Origin of the sequence: Lentilactobacillus kefiri, from assembly GCF_009739535.1 — a bacterium.
Taxonomy (GTDB): Bacteria; Bacillota; Bacilli; order Lactobacillales; family Lactobacillaceae; genus Lentilactobacillus; species Lentilactobacillus kefiri.
In genome coordinates this window covers 1,946,997-1,971,420 of sequence record NZ_CP029971.1, presented here as the reverse complement: position 1 = coordinate 1,971,420, position 24,424 = coordinate 1,946,997, and the positions used below count along the sequence as shown (strand labels likewise).

Here is a 24,424-nt window from a genome sequence, read left to right as displayed (position 1 = left end):
GTTAATCCTCATCCTTTGGCTTTTGCGCGATAATGCCATACCAGTCTTTCATTCTTAACGTTTCGATGATCAGGAATCCCTGCTGGGTCATTGAATCTCGAACCGTTTCAAATTTATCTTTGATGATCCCGGAGGTCAGAAAATAACCTTGGGGCTTTAAATTCTGCCATGCCTGGGGCACCAGTGGCACGATAATTTCTGCCAAAATATTGGCAACAACAATATCGACTTGTTCATGAATCCCTTTAAGAAGATCGTTTGCGGAAACTTGAATATCTTTGGCTGCCGGATTGAGCTGAATATTCTTTTCGGCTGACCTGACCGCAATATCGTCGACGTCAAACGCGTGAATTTTTCCGGCGCCCATCAATTTGGCCGCAATACTCAAAACACCCGAGCCGGTACCGACATCTAGGATCGACTCCCCGCCCTGCATCACGATTTCCAATGCTTGAAGGGATAATCGAGTTGTTGGATGAGTTCCGGTTCCAAATGCCATTCCGGGATCCAAGCGAAGAATCTTTTCCTGATCTGATTTAGGTTGATAGTCTTCCCAGCTTGGCACAATCGTCATAAATCTGGAAATTGAAACGGGATGATAGTATTTTTCCCAAGCCGTCTGCCAATCCTGGTTGACGACCGACGTAATGTTGACTTCGGCCGGACCAGGATTTAGCCCGAATTGGGACAGATTTCGAACCTTATGGGCAATTTCTTCGGCCTCTTGGTCAATATGCTGATTATTTGGATAGTACGCTGACACAACCGCTCCCTGCGTAATATGAGTCAGGTCGGCTGGATCAACAATTTCACCGTGATCACCATATCTACCGGGCTTTAATTTTTCAAAATCCTTTGCATCTTCAATTGAGACGCCAGATGCGCCATGTTCCATTAAAATATTGGAAACAGCTTCCACTGCCTCACTGGTTGTCATGATTGATAATTCTGTCCAATCCATTGCTTTCTCCTTTAATTTACAGTCAAAAATCCGGCTTAATTGGTCATTTTAGACGGAAAGCTGGTTTCAGCCCAAATAGGCAAAAACCAGCTTTCTGTGAGAGTCCGTATCATTTTGACACGCCGTTTGCGGCATGCTTTTTTCCTTCACGCTTTTTTTCTGCCTCTCTGGCACGTACTTTAGCTTCGTGTTTCAGCAGATGGTCTTCCAAGTAATTCAATAATTCAGATTCATTTTCAAAAATCCGGGGATGCTTTTGCTTATGAAGACGTAAATCTATTTCGTTAATGCGTTGTCTTCCAGTCCACTTATGACTGTACCGAATAATAAGCCGGTTATCCAAGCGGTCGCGGCCAAATCTAAAAATGTAGATGTTGTCCGGGGTAAGCAAGGGGCGAATATATTCCTTTTTATAAAAATACCCATTTTTTCTTAAATACTGTTTCGTTCGACTTAGAATAATAACACCTCCCAGCTTATTAAATTTTAATTTTTCGAATCGAATAAATGACGAATTAATATATATAATAATTGAATGTGATAGAAAACGCAAACTGTTTCTCATACTTCGAGGTTGCTTTACTTAACAAGTTTAGCATATGATGTAGGAAAGGAGTTGACAATTATGGAATTATTCCGAATTCGATTCATCAACAAAATCCGTCCCGATACACTTGAAATTCGCTACCGGGCAGTGCTGGAGTCAAACTCCAGCGATACGATTTTTGAAGGTCACCAATTATTCCTGAGAAGTTATCTGGACCCCACAATCTTAAAATCTGGGGAAGTTGCCCTCAAGGCAATTTATAATATTTTTTCAGCAACCCCCAAGAATCTGTTGTTGGATCAGGTTGCTTTTGAGCAATCTCACGATCGAAGTCTTCTCGAAGTGCCAACCAAAAAATTCTTTGATGAATATGTGATCGACAATGGCATGATTAACCGGGTTGTTAGCCATCAGGGAAAAGACGGCAATCCAATTATTGATACCAAATTGGTCACTGAACTGCGGATTGGATAATTTCATTTCTCCCAAAGTGTATTAGTTTGACAAGTGTGTGTCAATTGTCATATGGTAACTGTGACAGGAAAATTAAAATTAAATACTGAATTTTATCATCATTTTTTTATCATTTGGGGGAAATGCATATGAATACTAGAGAAAAAATTCAGGCAGTTATCGACAGTCATGATAGTGCCTATCAAATACAGAAGTTAACGGGGGTTAACTCGTCAATCATCATCAGATTAAGGAATCATACCAGATCCATTGACCGTCTGTCACTAAATACGGTTGAGAAACTGGAACGATACTTTGACTACCACGTCAAACACGAAAATGACGACTTTCCAACATCAATTCAATTATCGCATTTTCGTCATCGCCTAATCAATCTTCTTCAAGAATTATATGAAATTCAACAAGCAAAAGTTGAATCTCCCGATGCCCAACCAGATGAAAAAGCAATGACCGCTGCGGTTGAGCAAATGTTCAATGACGTTATCGGCAATAAGCTTGAACTGGAACATCTTGAAACAATTTACAATCAATTGGCTCCAAACCCCAATCAGTTGGAAGCCGAAGTAAAATAAACGATTTCAAAAATCCCATTACTTGGATGAATAACATCCAGTAATGGGATTTTTATTTGCAAATTTATTTGTCGCCTTTTTCTTCCTCGTCAGTTTGAAGAACGGCCATGAAAGCTTCCTGAGGGATATCAACCTTCCCCACTGCCTTCATCCGCTTCTTACCGGCTTTTTGCTTTTCAAGCAACTTCATCCGACGGGTTCGATCACCACCATACAACTTGGCGGTAACATCCTTTCGGTATGCCTTGATATTGGTTCGGGCAATAATTTTGGCACCAATTGCCGCTTGAACCGGAATTTCAAAGTTTTGCCGGGGAATAATGTTCTTTAATTTTCCGACAATGTCTCGTGCTCGGGATGCAGCAAATTGACGGTGAGAAATGAAACTCAACGCATCGACTTTTTCACCATTTAATAAAATATCAATTTTAACCAGGTCACTTGGCTTATAATCTTCCAAATCGTAATCAAGTGAAGCGTATCCTTTGGTACTTGACTTTAATTTATCAAAGAAGTCAAAAATGATTTCTGACAACGGCATATGATAAATCACGTTAACTCGGTACTCATCGAGATACTCCATCGTGTCAAATTCACCACGTCTACGCTGGCAAAGCTCCATCACCGGTCCAACATAATCGTTTGGAACCATGATAGTGGCTTTAACGTATGGTTCGGAAATCTGCTTAATGGATGAAACATCCGGCATTTCTGATGGGTTTTCAACGGTCTTGTCTTCCCCATCGGTCAATTTAACTTCGTAAGTAACTGATGGTGCGGTCGTGATCAACTCAAGGTTAAATTCCCGCTCGAGTCGTTCCTGAACAACATCCATGTGGAGTAGTCCAAGAAAACCACAACGGAAACCGAAGCCCAAGGCCTTGGAAATTTCGGGTTCAAATTCCAATGCGGCATCATTTAACTTCAGTTTTTCCAAAGCTTCACGTAAATCATCAAACTTGGCGTTATCAGTCGGGTATAATCCGGCATACACCATCGGGTTCATTTCACGATATCCGGGCAATGCTTCATCTGCTGGGTCAAGAGCGTTGGTAACCGTATCACCAACACGGGTCTGGGTGATATCTTTAATGCTGGCAGTAATATAACCAACATCTCCGGACATGAGGTAGTCTCTTTTAACCGGTTTAGGTGAATTGACACCCACTTCGGTCACTTCATACTCACTACCACTGTTCATCATTCGAATCTTGTCACCAGGCTGAACGGTTCCTTCAAACAACCGAACACTGAGGACAACCCCGCGATAATCATCGTAGACGGAGTCAAATACCAGTGCCTTTAAAGGTGCTTTGACATCCCCATCGGGAGCTGGAATCTTATGAACGATTTGTTCAAGGAGTTCTGGAACCCCGATTCCCTTCTTGGCACTTGCCAAAACGGCATCAGACGCATCCAGTCCAATCACATTTTCAATTTCACTCCGAACCTTCTCGGGTTCTGCAGATGGCAAATCAATTTTATTGATTACCGGCACAATTTCCAAATTATCGTCAATCGCGAGATAAACGTTGGCCAAAGTTTGGGCTTCGACTCCCTGTGCAGCATCGACAACCAGTACCGCACCCTCACAGGCAGCAAGGCTTCGCGAAACTTCATAAGAGAAGTCCACGTGCCCCGGGGTATCGATTAAATGGAACTCATAGTCATGACCATCTTTAGCATGGTATGTGAGTTCAACGGCATTCAGTTTAATGGTAATGCCTCGTTCACGCTCAAGATCCATGTTATCCAACAATTGATCTTTCATGTCACGTTTGGCAACCGTATCCGTCATTTCAAGAATTCGATCAGCTAAGGTCGACTTCCCATGGTCGATGTGAGCAACGATGGAAAAGTTTCGAATATATTTTTGATGATCCTTCATTTTGTCTAAATCCATGTTGTGTTCTCACTTTCATTTGTTTAACTGTTTACAATTATAACAGCCATTTGTGTTTATCCAAAGTTAAACAAGAATCGTGACCGATCGATAAGCTAAAAAAAGAGTCCAGCGGCGCTGAACACGCCAACTGACCCTTTAAAAATGATTGACCATCATTTTATTTATCAAATGCATCTTTCATCTTGTCAAAAAAATTACTGCCGCCCTTACCGGCGATATTGTCGCCACTTGCCTTGGCAAATGCTTCCAAAGCAATCTTCTGATTCTTATTGAGCGACTTTGGTGTCACAACCGTAACGGTAACCCGTTCGTCACCATTGCCGTTGCCACGCAGTCTTGGAGCACCCTTACCTTTCAAACGGAAAGTGGTGCCGGTTTGAGTACCGGCAGGAACTTTAAGTTCGACATCACCATGAACAGTCTTGACTTTAATTTTGCCGCCAAGTGCTGCTCGGGCAAATGTGATCGGCTGGTTGACGTAAATTGTCGCACCATCACGCGTAAAGTCTTTGCTTGGCTTTACCCGGAAGACAATATACAAGTCACCATAAGGGCCGCCATTTTCACCGGCTTCACCTTGGCCTTGAAGTCTCATCTGTTGACCATCGTCAATACCGGCTGGGACATTGACTTCAAGTTCATGACGCTCGTCAGTTTTACCACTACCGCCACAAGTTGGGCACTTCTCTTTAATTTCTTTACCGGTTCCGTGACATACAGGACATACCTGACGTGACTGCATTCTGCCAAGCGGTGTATTGGTCTCGGTGGTTACATAGCCACGACCTCCACATCGGGAACAGGTAACGGGTGAAGTACCGGGCTTGGCACCAGTACCGCCACAGGTCTTACATTGAGCTTCACGGTTATATTTAATAACCGTCTTTTTACCAAAGATGGCTTCTTTAAATTCCAGCGTCATCTGGTATTGCAGGTCACGGCCTTGTTGTGGTGCGGAAGGATCAGATCTTTGCTGACCGCCGCCGAAGAATTGGCTGAATATATCATCAAAGCCAAATCCACCGCCGGCACCGCCACCAAAGTTACTGAATCCGCCTTGGCCGCCACCGCCAAATCCGGCACCAGCACCATCAGCTGAGCCATATTGATCATAGTTGGCCCGCTTTTGTGGATCACTCAGTGTTTCGTATGCTTCGTTAATCTCTTTAAATTTTGCTTCAGCATTAGGAGCCTTATTAATGTCTGGATGCCACTTTTTTGAAAGCTTACGATAGGCGTGTTTGATTTCGTCATCGCTGGCGTCTTTGGAAACTCCAAGAATATCATAATAATCTTTTTCTGCCATTAGAAACTCCCATCCTCATTCAAGTCTTTAACCATGATAATATACCATATTTTAACAAAAAGCCAAAGCCAGCCGGCCTTGACTTCTCATCAAAAATATTAGCTTACAAATTACTTTTTATCATCATCGTGAACTTCGTGGAAGTCACCGTCAACAGTACCATCGTCACCCTTGCCAGTGCCTTTGTTGTCAGCTGAACCGGCTTGTGGGCCAGCTTGGCCAGCAGCGCCACCGTCTTTAGGTGCTTTTTGTTGATACAATTTGACAGCCAAGTCTTGAACAATCTTGTTCAAAGCATCCTTCTTTGACTTCATGTCGTCAACGTTGTTATCTTCCTTGGCTTTCTTAAGAGCGTCACGAGCATCTTCAGCCTTCTTGATTTCGTCGTCTGATACTTTGCCCTTAACATCTTTAAGAGTCTTATCAGTCTGGAAGATCAATTGGTCAACTTCGTTGTTCAAATCAGCTGATTCCTTACGCTTCTTATCAGCTTCTTCGTTTTCCTTGGCTTCGTTCATCATCTTCTTGATTTCATCATCTGAAAGACCTGATGAATCTTTGATGGTAATCTTTTGCTCTTTGCCAGTTCCCTTATCCTTGGCAGAAACGTTAACAATTCCGTTCTTGTCAATATCAAATTTAACTTCGATCTGAGGAACCCCACGAGGAGCAGCTGGAATGTCAGTCAGCTGGAATTGACCTAATGTCTTATCATCGGCAGCCATTGGACGTTCACCTTGGAGAACGTGGATATCAACGGCTGGTTGATTATCGGCAGCAGTTGAGAATACTTGTGACTTGCTGGTTGGAATCGTTGTGTTACGGTCGATTAACTTAGTGAAGACACCACCCATGGTTTCAATACCAAGTGACAATGGAGTAACATCAAGCAAAACAACATCCTTAACATCACCGGTAATAACACCACCTTGAACAGCGGCACCTAAAGCAACGGCTTCATCAGGGTTAATTGAGTGGTTTGAATCCTTACCAGTCCATGACTTTACAGCTTTTTGAACAGCAGGAATACGAGTTGAACCACCGTTTAAGATAACTTGGTCAATGTCTGAAGTGCTCAACTTGGCATCCTTCAAAGCATTGTCAAATGGAACCTTGGTCTTGGCAACCAAGTCAGAAGTCAATTCGTTGAATTTGGCACGAGTCAAAGTTGTTTGCAAATGCAAAGGACCATTTTCACCAGCGGAAATAAATGGCAAACTGATTTCTGATTCAGTCACACCTGAAAGATCCTTCTTAGCTTTTTCAGCAGCATCCTTCAAACGTTGTAATGCCATCTTGTCTTTTGACAAATCAACGCCATTGTCCTTCTTGAATCCTTCAACCAACCAGTCAATGATTCGTTGGTCAAAGTCATCACCACCAAGATGAGTATCACCATTAGTTGATAATACTTGGAAGACACCGTCACCTAATTCAAGGACGGAAACATCGAAAGTACCACCACCTAAATCGTAAACCAGGATCTTTTCATCTTTATCTTGTTTATCCAAACCATATGCCAGAGCAGCGGCAGTTGGTTCGTTGATAATTCGCTTAACAGTTAAGCCGGCAATTTTACCAGCATCTTTAGTTGCTTGACGTTGAGCATCGTTAAAGTAAGCAGGAACAGTGATAACGGCATTTTCAACCTTGTCACCCAAATAATCTTCGGCAAAATCCTTGATGTATTGAAGAATCATCGCAGAAATTTGTTGAGGAGTGTACTTCTTACCATCGATATCAACTGTGTAACCTTTTTCACCCATGTGACTCTTAATTGAGCGAACGGTGTTTGGGTTGGTGATTTCTTGTCGCTTGGCAACTTCACCAACCTGTGGCTTACCATCTTTAAATGCAACAACTGATGGTGTCGTACGGGCACCTTCTGGGTTTGGAATAATTTTAGGCTCGCTGCCTTCAAGAACGGCAACGGCGGAATTAGTAGTTCCTAAATCAATACCAATAATTTTATTACTTGCCATAGATAATCCTCTTTTTCTTTTAAAGTTTTATTTTGCTACAACAACCATTGCTGGTCGAAGAACCCGGTCCTTCAAACGATAGCCGTCTTGAAGAACCTGAACAACAGTGTCAGCCGGATGATCATCATCGGCTGGCGAAGTCTGAACTGCTTGATGAAATTTTGGATCAAATGGTTTATTTAATGCATCAATCACTTCAACCCCGTTATCAGACAAGGCTTTGTTGAAATGCTTATAAACCATTGAAACACCCTGCTTAAGCTGCTTGCCGCCTTCATCAGTGACATCAACTTTTAGTGCTCGCTGCAGGTTATCCGCAATCGGCAGAATATCATGTGCCAATTGTTGACCGTCATACTTGATCAGGTCTGCTTGTTCTTTCTTGGCATGGGTTTCGATATTTCGCATATCGGCTTCAGCCCGAAGGAATTTGTTTTCCATTGCGTCAAGCTTCTTTTGCAGTTCAACAACTGTTTGTTTTAACTTTTTAGTATCATCAGAATCTCGGCTTTGGGTCTTATCAGCGTCTTTGCCATGCTTAGCTGTTTGTTTCTCAGCTTTGCCAGCTTGAGCCGATTTCTCCTGAGTTGGCCCGTTTTGATTCTTCTTAGTTGAATCATCTTTACTGTCTGCCAAACAATCGCCTCCTTAAATTAATCGTTATCATCATCGTAATAGCCCAGCAGCTTCTTGGTTAATTCTTCTCTTAAAGCCCCGACTATTCCAATAACTTTTGAGTAAGGCATCCTGGTCGGTCCAATGACAGCAATCACACCGTGGCCATACTCTTTTAAGTCATAAGTTCCTGTGATAATACTATAATCTTTCAACAAATCGTTACGAAGCTCTCCGCCAATCCGGACCTGAACATCTTTGGAGTTCGGATCAATAATCTTTGAAACCGAATCCTCGGTGCCAAGCAAATGGTAAAGCGGCTTTAAACGATCAATATTTTGACGTTCAGCGAATTTCAATAAATTCAGTTGACCGTCAACATGAACTTTATCCCGACCGGCTTCGGTCAGCATATCGCCAAAGATCTTCAAGAATCCCTCTGGACTTTGAATATATTTCGTCATGAGCATTGGAATATCAAGTTTCAACTTGTCCATGACTTCCTTCAAAGGCTTGCCAACCAACTCCGTGTTGATAATGTTGACGATGGTTTCAAGTTGTTCGGATGAAACATTTGCCAACCGGAAAATCTTATCAATAACATGACCGGTATTGGTAACAATAATTGCCATTACCTGTCGGTCATCCAGCTTAACCAGCCGGAAACCGCCAAGCTTAACGTTATCCCCTGATTCGGGATTAAACGTTAAAGCCATGTAGTTGGTCAAATCAGATAAAACTTTCGCTGATTCCTGAACGATCTCATCAATTCGATCGAATTCATTGTTAAAAGACGTTTTAATTAAATCTTCCGCCCCCTCATCAAGCGGGTCCGGTTGAACAAGGTTATCGAGGTAATAACGATAACCTTCAATTGACGGAACCCTTCCTGATGAAAAGTGGGTTTTATTGATTAAGCCCTTTGATTCAAGTGCAGCCATGTCATTTCTGACCGTCGCGGAACTAACGTGGGTCGGAAACTCCTCAGCCAATGCCTTGGAACCAACTGGCATCCCTGTTCTTGTGTAATCACGAATGATTATTTGAAGAATATTTTTTTGCCTATCCGTTAGCACCCAAATCACCTCTTTTTAGCACTCAATATACCCGAGTGCTAAGGCACATTTATAATTTAACAAACCATCCTTTATAAGTCAAGGGAATATAGCCTTATTTTAGCATTAATTTGCATTGAGTGCTAATAGTGCTAATCGATGACGTCAGGATGCTGCTCCAAGTATTCTCGAGTGGCTTGTTTATCTTTATCAAGCTGATCGATTAAATCTTCGGGTGTCTGGAATTTGATTTCATTTCTTAAGAATGACAGCCAGTTAACGTTGACGACTTCTCCATAAATGTTGTGGTCAAAGTCCATCAAATTAATTTCAACCGTCATTGGGTGAACATCTGAGAAAGTCACATTCTTTCCAATAGATGCCATCCCCAAATAGCGTTTTCCGGCAATCTCAACGGTTACAACGTAAATTCCAATCGCTGGTAGCCACTGGTACTCAGAATGCTTGACGTTGGCTGTCGGATACCCTAAAAGACGGCCACGCTCCTCACCGTGAACAATCACCCCACGAGTCTGGAATGGCCGGCCAAGCAATTCAGTCACACTGTCAACATCACCCGAGTCAAGTTCGATCCGGATTCGGGTAGAACTGACCTTTTTGCCATTAATATCAACTGCCGGAACGGTAATCACATCAAAGGCGCCTTTTACGTACTTTGGAAAGTTCGCCATCGTGGCAACTTTCTTATCGCCGTATGTGTGGTCAAATCCTGCTACCACTGCCACAGCGTTGAAACGCTTCAAAAAGTTGTTCACAAATTGTTCAGGCGTTTGGCTCTGAAAATCATAAGAATAATTAACCAAAAAGACCTGGTCGACACCAAAATCTTTAAACAACTTCATTTTATAATCGTTTAAAGTTAAGTATCGCTGCTCATGCGGTGACATTTTCCGATACACAATTGCCGGATGATGATCGTAAGTTAAAACAGCCAACTTGGCACCACGTTTTTCAGCCTCATCCTTTGCTCGCTGTAATACTGCCTGATGACCCTTATGAAAGCCATCGAAAAATCCCATTGCAACGACTGTCGAGCCGTCAACTTTAAATTCGTCGGCCAATGGATAATGTAACCTTGATATTTTCATTACTAACACCCCAATTTTTAAGCTAAGAACATTCGAAACGGCCGGTACTGGCCGATCGATTTATCTAATTTATATAAAGCCTTCACATTTTGCTGATAATCAAGTCTGACAACCGGATCATTATTCGGGCAAATCGACTTGTCTAAAAAGCCCCCGTGAGACACAATCGTCCAACGGCTGTCATCCAGTTGATAGACGGGATATTCAGCCAATGCTTCGGATAACGGATGAAGAACTGCGCTAACGTTTCCTGCATCAACAGCTGCTTGAACCTCAGATAATTTTGAAGTCTGAGAAATATTAAAACCACCACTTTGGATTCTGGTTAAATCAGACATCACAGAAGGCAGTCCCAGTATTTTCCCAAAATCAACCGCCAACGTTCGGACATAAGTGCCTTTTGAACAGCCGACTTCGAAATAAACGGTCTGGGTTTTGGCATTTTCATCATAAGTTGTTGGTTTAATTTGTTTGAAGTAATCAATGTGAATCGGGTGTGGTTCCCGCTCAATCGTCATGCCTTTTCGCGCGTACTCATACAATTTGTGGCCATTAACCTTAACTGCCGAATACATTGGTGGGGTTTGCATAATATCCCCCGTAAGCTTAGCCAGTGCTTGATCAATCTCCTCATTCGTAACTGGCTTTTGGATCGGCACCTGTTCGATTAACTTGCCATCTAAATCCTCGCTGTCATAAGCCATTCCCAACGTGATCGCGCCACGGTAAACTTTTCCGGAATGCATTAGCAGCTCACTGATTTTGGTTGCTTGGCCAATACAAATTGGCAGAACCCCGTCCACATTTGGATCCAACGTTCCGGTATGCCCAACCTTCTTGGTATGCAAAATTTTTCTTAACTTACTGATGCAGTCGTGACTAGTCATGCCACGCTCTTTGTATAACGCAATTACTCCATCCATTCGAATTCTCCTAGTTTTTTCATGTATAAAAATTATATCACAAAAAAACTGCTCAGCCATAAAGGCATGAGCAGTTGAGGTGGCTATTCACCACTTTGTTTAAGCTTATTAATTAACCGATCAATTTTATCTCCATATTGAACGGATGAATCCAATTCAAATTTAATCTCTGGTGTCTTATAGATGCTAAGACGATGGCCAAGCTCGCCACGGATTAAGCCGGAAGCCTTTTCCAATCCTTTAGCAGTTGTCTCTTCATCCTCTTTTTTATCGGACAAAATACTGTAGTAGATAGTGGCTTGCTGAAGATCACCAGTGACTTCAACACCCGTTAAAGTAACGCCTTGAACTCGAGGATCACGGACACGCTTTAACAGAATATCGTTCACTTCTTTTTGAATTTCCTGTTCCAATCGGCCTACACGATAATGAGCCATAGAAACACCTCCAAATTACTTGACAGGCACTTGTTTCATAACGTATGCCTCGATGACATCGCCAACTTTAATATCATTATAGTCTTTGATGGTCAAGCCTAATTCAAATCCCTGCTTAACTTCGTCAACATCGTCTTTGAAGCGTTTCAAACTGTTCAATTCACCAGTGTAAACAACCACACCGTCACGAATTAAACGAACTTTACTATTCTTCTTGACGACACCGTCAACAACCATTCCACCAGCAATTGTTCCAACTTTGGAAGCCTTGAAGATATCACGGACTTCAACTTGACCGGTAACTTCTTCGGTATAAGTTGGTGCAAGCATTCCTTTCATGGCTGATTCAACTTCATCAATTGCGTTATAAATAACTTGGTGAAGACGAATATCAACATGATCAGAATCAGCTTGTGATTTGGCTTGTGGTGTTGGTCGAACATTGAAACCAATAATAATGGCGTTACTTGCTTCAGCTAAGGCAACATCACTTTCATTAATGGCACCAACGCCAGAATGAATGATGCTTACTTTAACGCCCTTAACTTCAATCTTTTGAAGACTATTTGCCAAAGCTTCAACTGAACCTTGAACGTCGGCCTTGATAACAATGTCAACTTCCTTCATTTCGCCTTCTTTAAGCGAATCGAACAAGCTGTCCAAGGTTACTCTGGTTGTCTTACGACGTTCTTCAACTTGAGCTTCCTTGGCACGTTCTTCACCAACTGAACGGGCAGTCTTTTCATCGTCGAAGACGACGTAACGATCACCGGCTTCTGGGACTTCATTCAAACCGGTAATTGAAACAGGCATCGAAGGCGTTGCTTTCTTCAACTCACGCCCACGCTCGTTAGTCATTGTCCGCACTCGACCAAATGTATGGCCGGCAACGATTGGGTCACCAACGTGTAAGGTTCCTTGTTGAACCAACAAAGTGGCAACTGGGCCTTTACCTTGATCCAAACGGGCTTCAATAACAGAACCTGCAGCAGGTTGATCTGGATCAGCCTTCAATTCCATGACTTCAGCTTCCAAAGCGATCATATCAAGTAATTCATCAATATTCTTACCGAATTTGGCAGAAATATTAACGAAGATTGTGTCACCACCAAGTTTTTCAGGAACCAAGCCATATTGCATCAATTGGTCGGTAACATGCTGTGGATTGGCATCCGGTTTATCAATCTTGTTGATCGCAACAATGATTGGTGTCTTGGCAGCTTTCGCATGGTTAATTGCTTCAATGGTTTGTGGCATGACACCATCATCAGCGGCAACAACCAAAATGGTAATGTCGGTAATGTTGGCACCACGGGCACGCATCTCAGTAAAGGCCGCATGTCCAGGAGTGTCCAAGAAGGTAATGACTTTGTCACCATGACGAACTTGATAAGCACCAATTGCTTGAGTAATTCCACCTGCTTCACCGGCAGTAATGTGTGAGTGACGCAAATGATCAAGCAAGGTTGTCTTACCATGGTCAACGTGTCCCATGATCGTCACAACTGGTGGCCGGGATACCAAATGATCGGTATTCTTCATTTCTTTTTCAAAAATCTTATCCAAGTTTGAAAGATCTTCATGGACTTTTTCTTTTGCTTCAATACCGTAATCGGCAGCTAAAATTTCAATCGTATCTTTATCAAGTGATTGGTTTTGGTTAACCATGACACCCAACATAAATAACTTCTTAACAATTTCAGCAGGCTCTCTGTGAAGCAGCTTTCCCAACTCTTGTGCATTCATGCCATCTTCATACTCAAGAACCTTTGGTAATGGACGATTCTTACGTTCAGGTGCACCATGATGCTCTACTTCACGTAATCGTTGATTCTTTTGCTTACGTTGCTTCTTGTTACGCTTCTTATTGGCTTTTCTTGAACCACCACGATTATTATTCCGGTTTAAGCTGCCGCCAAAACGACCGCTTCCCGTGTTGTGGTTTGAAAAACGGTTGGAGTTGTTATTCGAATGATTACTTGATGAATTGCTGCTTGTTGAGTGACTTGCAGCTGGACGTGAAGAAGCGTTATTCGAAGAGTGATTATTATGGTGTTCATTGTTTGAACTGTTATGGTTATTATTTGATTGATTCGAATTTCCTGAATGATTGAAATTATTCGAATGATTGTTATTAGAATGATTCCGTTGATTTGTTGAGTTGGTATTGTGAGCGGAATTCGTGTGATTGGTATTACTGTGATTTGCTGAATGATTGTTCTGGCTATTATGATTTTCAGAGTGATTGCTGTTGCTGCTGTTATTTGAATGAGCAGCTGGGCGACTCTGAGAATGATTTGCAGTCGTATGTTCAGCATGGTTTGAACTAGTTGTATGAGGTGTGTTTCCACCTGCATTGTGACTTGGCTTTGCGGCAGCATGCTGGCTGGCATTACTGTGGCCATTCGTCTGACTTGCAGATTTGCCACCCTTACTAAACATCGCTCTGATTTGACGCTCTTGATTTGCGTCTACTGTTGACATGTGATTTTTGATATCGAAGCCCTTTTTATTACCACGGTCAACGATTTGCTTACTGGAGACATTTAGTTCTTTAGCTAATTCATAAATTCGCTTTTTCCCCATATAATCACTCTCCTTTATTATTATCGGTTAATTCAACCAATTTTTTTGCCATACCCCGATCGGAAATCCCGATAATGGTTCGTTTCATTCCAATTGCATCACTAAGCACTGCTTTAGTGTAACTGGTATTTACGGGAATATGATAGTAATTCGACTTATCATTAAACTTTTTTTGAGTTGCTTTACCAGTATCCGTTGCAATAAACAGGAAGAAGATCTTACCGCTTCGAATTTCTGACAAGATCATGTCTTGTCCTGAAACAATTTTGCTGGCTCTGCGGGCTAAACCTAAGAAATTCAGAATAGCTTGATCATTGTCCATCTTCGAACAACTCTTTTCGGGCTTGCTTATGATCAACATAGGCAATTAAATCATCGTAAAAGTTGTCATCCAAAGTTGTTGAGAACACTTTTTCAAAAGTGTGTTCGGCTTTTGCTTTTTTTGCAATTTCAACATTAATTGAAATGTATGCGCCCCGACCTGATTTTTTACCGGTTTCATCAATCGACACATTGCCGTCTGAATCACGGACAATTCTAACTAACTCTTTTTTGGGTGCCATTTCACCAGTAACGATATCTTTACGCATTGGAATTTTTCTTTTTTTCAAAAAACCGCCTCCTAAAAATTAGTCGTTAGCATTCTCATCCGAATCATCAGTGTCCGGAGTATCCGGCTTAACATCTTGTTGTTCGTCAGTTGCCGAGTCATCAACATTTTCTGCGGAATCATCAGCTTGACTTTCGGTGTCTGAAGAATCGGCACTGTCATCGTCAGTCTCTGAAGCTGCCTTTTTATTGGCCAGAAATTCTTTTGCTTCGGTTTCTGATTTAATATCAATCTTAAAACCGGTCAATTTTGCAGCCAAACGAGCGTTTTGACCCTTCTTACCAATTGCCAATGACAGCTGATAATCAGGAACAATGACTGTACATGCACGATCGTTATCATCGTCGAAGATAACGTCAATTACTTCGGCAGGATTAAGTGAGTTGGCAATGTATGCTGCGTCGTCTTCATCCCATTCCACGATGTCCATGTTTTCGCCATGAAGTTCGTTAACAATCGTCTGAACTCGTTGACCTCTTGGACCAACTGCCGTACCGACGGGATCGATGTCGGAGTTGTTGGAACGAACCGCAACCTTGGCCCGATCGCCGGCTTCTCTGGCGATTGAAACAATTTCTACAGTACCATCATAAATCTCTGGAACTTCTTGTTCAAATAATCGTTTGAGCATCCCCGGAGCTGTCCGGCTAACGAAGACCTGTGGCCCCTTAGTCGCATTTTCAACCTTGGTAACGTAGACTTTGATTCGGTCTTGTGGTCGATAAACTTCATTCGGCATTTGATCCTTGGAACCCATAACAGCTTCCACTTTGCCTAAGTTGATGTAAACAAATCGGGTATCCTGACGCTCAACGGTACCAGTTACCAATTCATCCTCATACTTGGAGTATTCATCGAAAACATTTTCCCGTTCAGCTTCCCGAACCCGCTGCATAATAACTTGTTTAGCAGTTTGGGCAGCAATCCGACCAAAGTTCTTGGGGGTTACTTCAAACTTAATTTCATCGCCCAATTCGTAACCTTTGTTGATTTCAAGTGCCTGGTCCAATGATACTTGAAGTTGATCATCGGTGACATCGTCGACAACGGTTTTAACGGAATAAACGTGCATCTCGCCTTTTTTGTCATCAAATGAAACTTCGACGTTTTGGGCTTGACCGTAATTTCGCTTGTAAGCTGAAACTAATGCAGCTTCCAGGGCTTCGATTACAACTTCTTTTTTAATGCCCTTTTCTTCTTCAAGAGCGGATAACGCCCCTAAAAGTTCTTTACTCATTATTGTGTCTCCTTTACTAAAATTGAATTGCGAGCCGTGATTTGGCAATCAAATTTCGCGGTATTTCCAACGTATCATGCTTACCCCACTTATCATTTTGGAGGGTTAACACATCGTCGTCCAATGATTTCAATGTTCCTTCAAAAGTTTTGTTGCCATTTAAATTTTTATAGAGTGAAACATGAATATATTCACCGACTGCCTGTTTAAGTTCTTCATCATTTCTAAGTGGCCGTTCGGCACCTGGAGATGAAACTTCCAAAAAGTAGGCTTGCGGAATTGGATCAGGCTCCATGGCATCGAGCTTTTCACTCAACTCATCACTGACTAAAACACAGTCATCGATGGTAATGCCACCTTTTTTATCAATATATACCCGTAAATACCAGCTTTTATTTTCCTTTACAAATTCGACATCGAATAAGTAAAACGAATGTTTTTCTAAAATTGGTGCAACAACTTGTCTGACCGTTTCAACAACATTGCTCAAAGATAGGCCTCCTAAAATTTTCCATTAAAAAGAGCGAGCATCTCTGCTCACTCCCTTACAAGTTATTTAGTAAATTAACTATACCATATTGCTTAATATATTACAACCGTGATAAGTCTCAACAACCTTTTCATCGAAAGTCAGAGACTCATTACATCATATCAAACAAGCTTAATTGGTTCTCGTCGGGCAGCCCTTCCAGAACCTTGTTCTCGGTCATAAAGTCGATCAAAGTCTTGGATACTTTTCCACGTTTGGCCAAATCTTCTTTTGAAATAAATGGCTTATCCTCACGAGCTGCAACAATCTGCTTGGCAACGTTCAGTCCAAGTCCGGGAACGGAATTAAACGGTGCAATCAGGGTGTCACCATCAATCAGCCATTGACTGGCATCAGACTTATTCAAATCAACCATCTGGAATTTGAAGCCACGCTCCAGCATTTCGTTGGCGAGTTCCAAAACCGTTAACAGGTTTTTCTCCTTGGTAGATGCTTCCATTCCTTTATCATTAATTGCCCGCATGGCATTTTTAACAGCTTCTTTGCCGCGACACATTGAAACGATATCAAAGTCGTCAGCACGGACGGAGAAGTAAGAAGCGTAATAAACCATTGGGAAATAAACCTTGAAGTAGGCAATTCGAAGGGCCATTAAGATATAAGCAGCCGCATGGGCTCTAGGGAACATGTACTTGATTTTAAGACATGATTGAATATACCAGTCCGGAATCTTAGCTTTCTTCATTTCAGCCTGCCAGTCGTCGGGAATCCCTCGGCCATGACGAACACTTTCCATAATCTGGAAGGACAGTTCGGAATCAAGACCCCAATTGATCAAATCGGTCATGATGTTATCACGACATCCGATAACGTTGGCAATTGTTGCCGTCCCATTTTTAATCAACTCATCGGCATTTCCCATCCACACGTCGGTTCCATGTGACAATCCGGAAATCTGAAGCAGTTCTGAATAATTACTTGGATGAGTCTGTTCAAGCATCCCCCGGACAAATCTGGTACCAAATTCAGGTACCCCAAGGGTTCCAGTCTTTGATTGAATCTGATCTTCGGTAACACCCAATACTTTAGGACTGGAGAAAATCGACATGACACCCGGATCATCCATTGGAATGGTCTTTGGGTTAATGCCTGATAAATCTTGCAGCATCCGGATCATGGTTGGATCATCATGACCCAGAATATCAATTTTTAAAATATTATCATGGATCGAATGGAAGTCAAAGTGGGTTGTCTTCCAAGCAGCGTCCTGATCGTCAGCAGGATATTGAATGGGTGTGAAATCATAGATGTCCATATAATCTGGCACAACAATAATTCCGGCAGGATGTTGGCCGGTTGTCCGCTTAACACCTGTCGCACCCTTTGCCAGACGGTCTTCTTCTGCTTGACGGTATACTTGCCCCTTATCTCGTTCATAGGCCTTAACGTACCCGTAAGCGGTCTTGTCGGCAACGGTGCCAATTGTTCCGGCTCTGAATACGTTCTTTTCACCAAACAAAACCTTCGTGTAGTTATGGGCGATTGGCTGATAATCACCAGAGAAGTTCAAATCAATATCAGGCACTTTATTACCAGTGAATCCCAAGAAAGTTTCAAATGGGATATTATGGCCATCACCAATCATCTTTGTGCCACATTCCGGACACTTCTTATGAGGTAAATCATAGCCGGAGCTGTATTCACCTTTGGTAAAGAATTCGGTGTGCTGACACTTAGGACAGCGATAGTGTGGCGGTAATGGATTAACTTCGGTAATTCCGGTCAGAGTTGCAACCAGACTTGAACCAACAGAACCACGAGAACCTACCAAATACCCATCTTTGTTACTTTTGGCAACCAGCCGTTGGGCAATTAAATAAATAACTGAGAATCCGTTACCGATAATACTCTTTAACTCCGTCGCCAAACGGTCGGAAACAATCTTTGGCAGCGGATCACCATACCAGGCATGGGCGGTGTTCATTGTCCGAGTCTTAATTTCATCCTCGGCACCTTCCATCCGTGGTGTGTAGAGTTTATCCTTCAAAGGATGAACGTCGTCAATTTCATCGGCAATCTTGTTGGTGTTGGTAACAACAATTTCTTCAGCCTTTTCTTTGCCAAGGAATTCGAAGTCTCCCAGCATTTCATCAGTTGTCAGGAAATGTAAATCAGGTAGTTCCTGCCGGTTAAGTGGATTGGCACCACCTTGGGAATTAATTAAAATTTTACGATAAATATAATCCTGAGGATTGAGGTAATGAACGTCCCCCGTCGCAACAACGGGCTTTTTCAATTCATCACCAAGTTTAACCATGTTCGTTATGATTTTTTCCAGATTTTCATTATCGGCAATCAAGCCAGACTCAATTAACGGTGCATAAGCACGCTTGGGCTGAACTTCCAGATAATCATAGAAGCGCGCTTTTTGGCGAGCTTCATCCATTCCTTTTTGCATCATCGCAGTGAAAACTTCACCAGAGGAGCAAGCCGAACCAACGATAATTCCGTCACGGAACTTTTCCAGCTGGGTTCGTGGAACCCGTGGGACCCGATAGAAATAGTCAACGTTGGATAATGAAACGATCTTAAACATGTTTTTAAGGCCGGCCTGGGTCTTCGCCAATAAAATGGCATGAGATGGCCGAGCGTGCCGATAAGCATCGTTATCTGTCATGTGATCATTAAGTTCATCATGATAGACAATCCCATAACGATCTTCGGCATCCTTCAAGAATAAATAATTCAAATGTCCAGTGGTTTCAGCATCATAAATCGCTCTATGGTGATGTTCCAAGCTGACATCAAATTTCTTGGCAAGGGTGTTCAACCGATACCCTCTCAAGTTGGGATAAAGGAACCGGGCAAGCGTCAAAGTATCAATAATTGGATTTTGCATCTCGTGCATACCGTGACGAACATAACCAGTGTTCATGAATCCCATATCAAAGGTGACATTATGACCAACAACGATCGCATCGCCACAAAATTCACGGAATAGCTTAAAGACCTCTTCCTCGGATTTGGAACCATGAACCATTTCATCGGTGATAGAAGTCAGATTGGTTGTTCGGTCTGACAAATGAAAACCGGGGTCAATGAATTCCTCAAATTGGTCAATGACATTGCTGTTCTGCATTTTAACGGCAGAAAGTTCGATGACTCGATCGTAAATCGCAGACAAACCGGTTGTTTCAGTATCAAAGACAACGTACGTTGCATCCTTTAAAGGAATATGTTTGTCGTTATAAGTAATCGGCACCCCATCATCCACAAGATTGATTTCAACACCATAAAGCATCTTGATATCATTCTTTTCGCCGGCATGAAACGCATCGGGGAAGCCTTGAACACCTGCATGATCAGTAATGGCCAATGCTTTTTGGCCGAAACTTTTTGCCTGCTTGGCAAAATCAGCGATATTATTGGTGGCATCCATCTGACTCATCGTTGTGTGAAGATGAAGCTCAACTCGCTTTTTGTCTTCAGGTGCGGTATCTTTTCGGCTAACTTTTTTAATCGGATTAATGTCGTATGCATTCAAAGTTAATTCATGAGAATAGTTATCCTCTTGAACACTTCCGCGGACTTTAACCCAGTCGCCTTCATTGACACCCTCAAATAAGGCCTCTTCACCCTTGTTGGAGAACTTCTTAACCTGAATGGATGAAGTATAATCGGTAATTTTCAACATTAATAACTGGCGGCCGGAACGCAGTGAACGAATCTCTTTGTTAAAGACGTATCCGGAAACCACAACCGATCGCTCTTCTTCAACGATCTCTTCCATTTTCATAACTGGCAGATCGTCTTTTATTCGACGGCCAATCGTGGATTTACCGCCACCGTTTCCCCTCTTCGGGTGGGCTTTGGCATTTTCTTTGATGGCTTCGTTGGCCTTCTTAACCAACTGGGCGTTGGCGGCTTCGTTTTTCTTTTTTAATGCTTGAATATTTTGCTGTGATGAGCTTTCATCAACAATTGTGTGGATTGTAAAGTTCGGAAATCCTGCCCGTTGAAATGTGTCTTCAATTGGGCCTAAAGCAGTGTTGGTCATAAAATCTTTAACGATATCATTTTCAGCAATAAATTCCACCCGTGAGTCGACGATGGACGGATATTTATCCGCACAGAGTTCCTTCATCAGAGGAGAAGTTACCCCACTGTTGGGAACAACCCATTGCCAATACTGGCGGAGCAATTGCTCGGTGAATGTATTGTTGTCAGCCGTGATATTTAAAGAAACATCGGCAATCTCTTTGAAAGCAGACTCCAGCCGGGCATTAAAATCTTTAAACACTTCAAATGGCAAAATTCGAGGAAGTGAAATATCAAATTGCCATCGCTGACTTTGCTTATGAACTTCCAAGCGGTCAATTTTGGCACCTTGAAAATAAGGCAACTCCTTTGCCTGTGTCCATTGAAGCTGTTGAAGCAGCTTTTCAAATAATTGGCTTCGATCCAAACTCATTACAGTACCTCTTTTAAAAATAACGTTTTTACAACAACTGGCTGGACGCAAAACCCAAGTTTTGGTCCAACCAGTTTAGAAGCGACGAAAACATACGTCTATATTAATTAGTTACGACATCATTAGTCAAGATTCTTCAACATCTTTTTTATTGTTGCACTTACTTCATCAACTTTAGTTTCAACTGTTTCACCAGTTCGACGAACTTTGATTTCAACAATTCCGTCTTCAGCCTTTTTACCGATCGTTACTCTCAATGGAATTCCCATTAAATCAGAGTCGGCAAATTTAACTCCGGCACGTTCTTTACGATCGTCTACCAAGACTTGGAGGCCATCGTTGGTTAAAGTTGTTTCAATTTGAGTTGCCAAATCCATTTGAACAGCTTTCTTGGCATTTACCGGAATAATATGAACGTCAAATGGGGCAACGGCTTTTGGCCAAACCAAACCATTTTCATCGGCATTTTGCTCAGAAATGGCTGACAACAAACGACTGACTCCAATTCCATATGAACCCATGATAACTGGAACGGCACGACCGTTTTCATCAAGGACATTTGCCTTTAAACTCTTGGAATAACGGGTTCCCAGCTTAAAGATATGGGCAATTTCAATTCCACGAGTGAATTTCAAGGTTCCCTTGCCATCAGGAGACACTTCTCCCTCTTTGACAACAACAAAATCATCTACATCGTCAATTCTGAAATCTCTGCCTGAATTAACATTGACGTAATGGTAACCATCTTTATCAGCACCAACAACGCCATTCTTCATATTGGCAACTCGTTGGTCGGCAACAATTCTAACGTCCTCACCAACACCAACTGGACCAAGGGATCCAAAATCAGCGCCTAAGTATTTCTTTGCTTCGTCGTCAGTTGCCATATCAAGGAAATCGGCACCCAAGAAATTCTTGAGCTTAACGTCATTGACGTCATAATCTCCACGAACAAGGACCATAACCGGCTTCTTGTCGGCAATGTACAACATTGACTTGATTGTTTGAGTTTCAGGAACTTTCAAGAAATCAGCAACTTCAGCAATTGTCTTGGCATTTGGTGTTTCAACTTTCTTAAGTTCCTTCTCAGCCTCATCAGAGGGTTGGTCAGAAACCTTTGATTTTGCCATTTCCAAGTTTGCAAAGTAATCACTCTTGTCGGAATAAACAATTGTATCCTCACCGACAGCAGCCATTGCGGAGAATTCTTTTGAATCAGAACCTCCCATTGCGCCACCATTACCAATGATGACCCGGTACTTTAAACCAATTCGATCAAAAATATTCCGATATGCTTGTTCCATTGCTTTATACGTGGTATCCAAATCGTCTTCATTAGTTGCGAATGAATAAGCATCTTTCATGATAAATTCACGGCTTCGCAACAATCCATAGCGAGGACGGTTTTCATCTCGATACTTGTTTTGAATTTGGTACAAGACAAGTGGCAATTGCTTATATGATTTAATTGAATCACGAATCAAAGCAGTAAAAGTTTCTTCATGCGTTGGTCCCAAAATGAAATCAGTATCATGACGATTTTTAAATTTAAACAATTCGGGACCATATGTATCATAACGACCCGATTCTTTCCAAAGATCAGCAGGCAAAATATCAGGCATCAGCATTTCGTGAGCTGATGTTTTGACCATTTCCTGTCTGATAATGGCTTCGATCTTATTTAAAACACGAAAAGCCAGTGGCAGATATGCGTACATACCAGCTGAGACTTGGCGAATATAGCCGCCTCTAACCAACATTTTGTGACTAAGGGCTTCAGCGCCTTTAGGGGTTTCTTTCAACGTAGGGATCAACATCTGTGATTGCTTCATTTGTCAGGTTCTCCTTCAAAATTTACTTAATTAATGTAAAAAGTATCTCTCAATATCATTCCAGGTAACTAAAATCATCAGCAGCATCAAAAATGCAAAGCCAATCAATGTCACAATCGTTTCGGTTGTTTGAGAAACCGGCTTTCTTCGGATGGCTTCCAAAATATTCAAAATCAATTTACCACCATCAAGGCCTGGAATTGGAATCAAATTAATGATTGCCAGGTTAAGTGACAGGAATGCCAAGAAATTCAACACGCCGGCCAGACCCATCTTGGCTGCTTGTGACGTTGTGGCAAAGATGGCAACCGGACCACCCAAATCATTCAGACTAAAGTGACCACTCACCATACTCCAAAGCGCCGCAAATAACTGTTTGGCAACCGACCATGTCATGGTAAAACCGGAAAGAATTTTGGCTTTAAAACTTTTGTCCATGGTTTGTGTAATGCCAATAAATCCTGATGTTTGGCCACCAGACGTTTGGGCCTTTGGTTTCATAGACAGCGTCTTATCTTGTCCATCACGATCAACCTTCACCGAAATGTTCTTATTGGCTTTGGATCTGATTTGAACGGTCAAATCCTGCCAGTCGGTAATTTTATGACCGTCAACTTCAACAATTCGGTCACCGGACTTAACACCAGCTGTTTTAGCAACAGAGTCGGATGGCAATACATTCACCTTGTTGGTGTTGGAGGCAACGCCTCCTTGAACAAATCCTAATATTGTATATACCAAGATTGCCAAAATCAGGTTATTAAACACCCCGGCAACATTGGTTAACATTCTATGTGGTAATGATGCCGACTGGAATTGAACGTCCCGTGGTGCAATCTGCAGCTCAGTTCCATCCTTTTCAACAATTGTTGCGTCATGGTCTACCGGAAATGACTTAACTTGTGACTCATCACCGTTTTCATATCCTTTGATAGACAAATTGTCATCCAGATCGGTATCGGTAACGGTTAACGGAATCCCTTGGAACAGAGAATGCTTGTTGCTGGTATTAATCGAGGTAACAACGCCCTGATCATTTAACTGAAGTGTTACCGGCGTACCGGGCTTTAATTCATCTTCACCGTCGTCGGCCTCGCCTGCCATCCGGACATATCCGCCAAGTGGCAGCAGCCGCAAAGTAAAGGTGGTACTATTTTTTCGGTAATAAAAAACTTTGGGTCCCATTCCAACCGAAAACTCCCGGACTAAGATGCCCGAGTGTTTAGCAGTAATATAATGGCCAAACTCATGAAAGATCACAAGAATACCAAAAACGATGATGAAAACAATAATTGTAGTTATCAAGTGACT

At 42.2% G+C, this 24,424-nt stretch carries 20 protein-coding genes; 2 read left to right on the top strand and 18 right to left on the bottom strand.

Translation table 11 applies throughout. From position 1 onward, the window contains the following. Position 1: 1 nt before the first annotated feature. Positions 2-961 carry a 50S ribosomal protein L11 methyltransferase gene (prmA, locus tag DNL43_RS09375; RefSeq protein WP_056982615.1) on the bottom strand — a complete coding sequence of 320 codons (960 nt, stop codon included), beginning with the start codon at positions 959-961 and terminating at the stop codon, positions 2-4. 109 nt (positions 962-1,070) lie between these two features. After that, positions 1,071-1,421 (bottom strand): hypothetical protein, encoded by a 351-nt coding sequence (locus DNL43_RS09370; protein WP_179286794.1) that lies wholly within the window; start codon positions 1,419-1,421, stop codon positions 1,071-1,073. Positions 1,422-1,586: 165 nt separating this feature from the next. On the opposite strand from DNL43_RS09370, the gene DNL43_RS09365 reads away from it, so the two are divergent. After that, the gene (locus DNL43_RS09365; protein ID WP_056982613.1) at positions 1,587-1,982 is read left to right on the top strand and encodes a hypothetical protein; all 396 of its coding nucleotides are present in this window, start codon (positions 1,587-1,589) and stop codon (positions 1,980-1,982) included. A gap of 128 nt (positions 1,983-2,110) precedes the next feature. Further along, entirely contained in the window at positions 2,111-2,554 is a 444-nt protein-coding gene (locus DNL43_RS09360; protein ID WP_054768973.1) for a hypothetical protein, read from the top strand. 64 nt (positions 2,555-2,618) lie between these two features. Here the strand turns inward: DNL43_RS09360 and lepA are convergent, their stop codons facing one another. The 16 genes from lepA to rseP all read right to left on the bottom strand — a co-directional run bounded on the left by lepA (position 2,619) and on the right by rseP (position 24,418). Further along, positions 2,619-4,457: a translation elongation factor 4 gene (gene lepA / locus DNL43_RS09355; RefSeq protein WP_056982611.1), complete on the bottom strand. Its 1,839-nt coding sequence runs from the start codon at positions 4,455-4,457 to the stop codon at positions 2,619-2,621. A 160-nt stretch (positions 4,458-4,617) separates the two neighbouring features. Further along, positions 4,618-5,766 carry a molecular chaperone DnaJ gene (gene dnaJ, locus DNL43_RS09350; protein ID WP_056982609.1) on the bottom strand — a complete coding sequence of 383 codons (1,149 nt, stop codon included), beginning with the start codon at positions 5,764-5,766 and terminating at the stop codon, positions 4,618-4,620. Between the two features lie 110 nt (positions 5,767-5,876). Continuing rightward, positions 5,877-7,748 (bottom strand): molecular chaperone DnaK, encoded by a 1,872-nt coding sequence (dnaK, locus tag DNL43_RS09345; protein ID WP_056982607.1) that lies wholly within the window; start codon positions 7,746-7,748, stop codon positions 5,877-5,879. A 27-nt stretch (positions 7,749-7,775) separates the two neighbouring features. Next, the gene (grpE, locus tag DNL43_RS09340; protein ID WP_054768974.1) at positions 7,776-8,384 is read right to left on the bottom strand and encodes a nucleotide exchange factor GrpE; all 609 of its coding nucleotides are present in this window, start codon (positions 8,382-8,384) and stop codon (positions 7,776-7,778) included. A gap of 17 nt (positions 8,385-8,401) precedes the next feature. Continuing rightward, positions 8,402-9,445, bottom strand: coding sequence for a heat-inducible transcriptional repressor HrcA (gene hrcA, locus DNL43_RS09335; protein WP_056982629.1), 1,044 nt, complete (start codon positions 9,443-9,445; stop codon positions 8,402-8,404). Between the two features lie 125 nt (positions 9,446-9,570). Beyond that, positions 9,571-10,527, bottom strand: a complete 957-nt coding sequence (gene ribF / locus DNL43_RS09330; RefSeq protein WP_054768975.1) for a riboflavin biosynthesis protein RibF — start codon at positions 10,525-10,527, stop codon at positions 9,571-9,573. A 17-nt stretch (positions 10,528-10,544) separates the two neighbouring features. Continuing rightward, on the bottom strand, positions 10,545-11,450 hold the full coding sequence (gene truB / locus DNL43_RS09325; protein ID WP_054768976.1) for a tRNA pseudouridine(55) synthase TruB: 906 nt from the start codon (positions 11,448-11,450) through the stop codon (positions 10,545-10,547). A gap of 83 nt (positions 11,451-11,533) precedes the next feature. After that, entirely contained in the window at positions 11,534-11,887 is a 354-nt protein-coding gene (gene rbfA, locus DNL43_RS09320; protein ID WP_056982605.1) for a 30S ribosome-binding factor RbfA, read from the bottom strand. 15 nt (positions 11,888-11,902) lie between these two features. Beyond that, a complete protein-coding gene (gene infB / locus DNL43_RS09315) occupies positions 11,903-14,473 on the bottom strand; it encodes a translation initiation factor IF-2 (RefSeq protein WP_056982602.1) in 2,571 nt (856 codons plus the stop codon). 4 nt (positions 14,474-14,477) lie between these two features. Beyond that, a complete protein-coding gene (locus DNL43_RS09310; RefSeq protein WP_054768977.1) occupies positions 14,478-14,795 on the bottom strand; it encodes a L7Ae/L30e/S12e/Gadd45 family ribosomal protein in 318 nt (105 codons plus the stop codon). Beyond that, a complete protein-coding gene (gene rnpM / locus DNL43_RS09305) occupies positions 14,785-15,084 on the bottom strand; it encodes an RNase P modulator RnpM (RefSeq protein ID WP_056982601.1) in 300 nt (99 codons plus the stop codon). The genes DNL43_RS09310 and rnpM overlap by 11 nt, the downstream gene beginning before the upstream one ends. Positions 15,085-15,102: 18 nt before the next feature. Then, positions 15,103-16,320 carry a transcription termination factor NusA gene (nusA, locus tag DNL43_RS09300; protein ID WP_056982599.1) on the bottom strand — a complete coding sequence of 406 codons (1,218 nt, stop codon included), beginning with the start codon at positions 16,318-16,320 and terminating at the stop codon, positions 15,103-15,105. A 16-nt stretch (positions 16,321-16,336) separates the two neighbouring features. Beyond that, positions 16,337-16,810, bottom strand: coding sequence for a ribosome maturation factor RimP (gene rimP / locus DNL43_RS09295; RefSeq protein ID WP_056982596.1), 474 nt, complete (start codon positions 16,808-16,810; stop codon positions 16,337-16,339). 151 nt (positions 16,811-16,961) lie between these two features. Then, entirely contained in the window at positions 16,962-21,281 is a 4,320-nt protein-coding gene (locus DNL43_RS09290; RefSeq protein ID WP_056982594.1) for a PolC-type DNA polymerase III, read from the bottom strand. 122 nt (positions 21,282-21,403) lie between these two features. Further along, positions 21,404-23,113 (bottom strand): proline--tRNA ligase, encoded by a 1,710-nt coding sequence (locus DNL43_RS09285; RefSeq protein WP_056982592.1) that lies wholly within the window; start codon positions 23,111-23,113, stop codon positions 21,404-21,406. 30 nt (positions 23,114-23,143) lie between these two features. After that, entirely contained in the window at positions 23,144-24,418 is a 1,275-nt protein-coding gene (gene rseP / locus DNL43_RS09280; protein ID WP_056982591.1) for an RIP metalloprotease RseP, read from the bottom strand. Positions 24,419-24,424 lie beyond the last annotated feature (6 nt).

Coding starts and splice junctions, on each gene's coding strand:
- prmA (WP_056982615.1), bottom strand. CDS start 961: ATGGATTGGACAGAATTATCAATCATGACAACCAGTGAGGCAGTGGAA.
- DNL43_RS09365 (WP_056982613.1), top strand. CDS start 1,587: ATGGAATTATTCCGAATTCGATTCATCAACAAAATCCGTCCCGATACA.
- DNL43_RS09360 (WP_054768973.1), top strand. CDS start 2,111: ATGAATACTAGAGAAAAAATTCAGGCAGTTATCGACAGTCATGATAGT.
- lepA (WP_056982611.1), bottom strand. CDS start 4,457: ATGGATTTAGACAAAATGAAGGATCATCAAAAATATATTCGAAACTTT.
- dnaJ (WP_056982609.1), bottom strand. CDS start 5,766: ATGGCAGAAAAAGATTATTATGATATTCTTGGAGTTTCCAAAGACGCC.
- dnaK (WP_056982607.1), bottom strand. CDS start 7,748: ATGGCAAGTAATAAAATTATTGGTATTGATTTAGGAACTACTAATTCC.
- ribF (WP_054768975.1), bottom strand. CDS start 10,527: ATGAAAATATCAAGGTTACATTATCCATTGGCCGACGAATTTAAAGTT.
- truB (WP_054768976.1), bottom strand. CDS start 11,450: ATGGATGGAGTAATTGCGTTATACAAAGAGCGTGGCATGACTAGTCAC.
- rbfA (WP_056982605.1), bottom strand. CDS start 11,887: ATGGCTCATTATCGTGTAGGCCGATTGGAACAGGAAATTCAAAAAGAA.
- infB (WP_056982602.1), bottom strand. CDS start 14,473: ATGGGGAAAAAGCGAATTTATGAATTAGCTAAAGAACTAAATGTCTCC.
- DNL43_RS09310 (WP_054768977.1), bottom strand. CDS start 14,795: ATGGACAATGATCAAGCTATTCTGAATTTCTTAGGTTTAGCCCGCAGA.
- nusA (WP_056982599.1), bottom strand. CDS start 16,320: ATGAGTAAAGAACTTTTAGGGGCGTTATCCGCTCTTGAAGAAGAAAAG.
- DNL43_RS09290 (WP_056982594.1), bottom strand. CDS start 21,281: ATGAGTTTGGATCGAAGCCAATTATTTGAAAAGCTGCTTCAACAGCTT.
- DNL43_RS09285 (WP_056982592.1), bottom strand. CDS start 23,113: ATGAAGCAATCACAGATGTTGATCCCTACGTTGAAAGAAACCCCTAAA.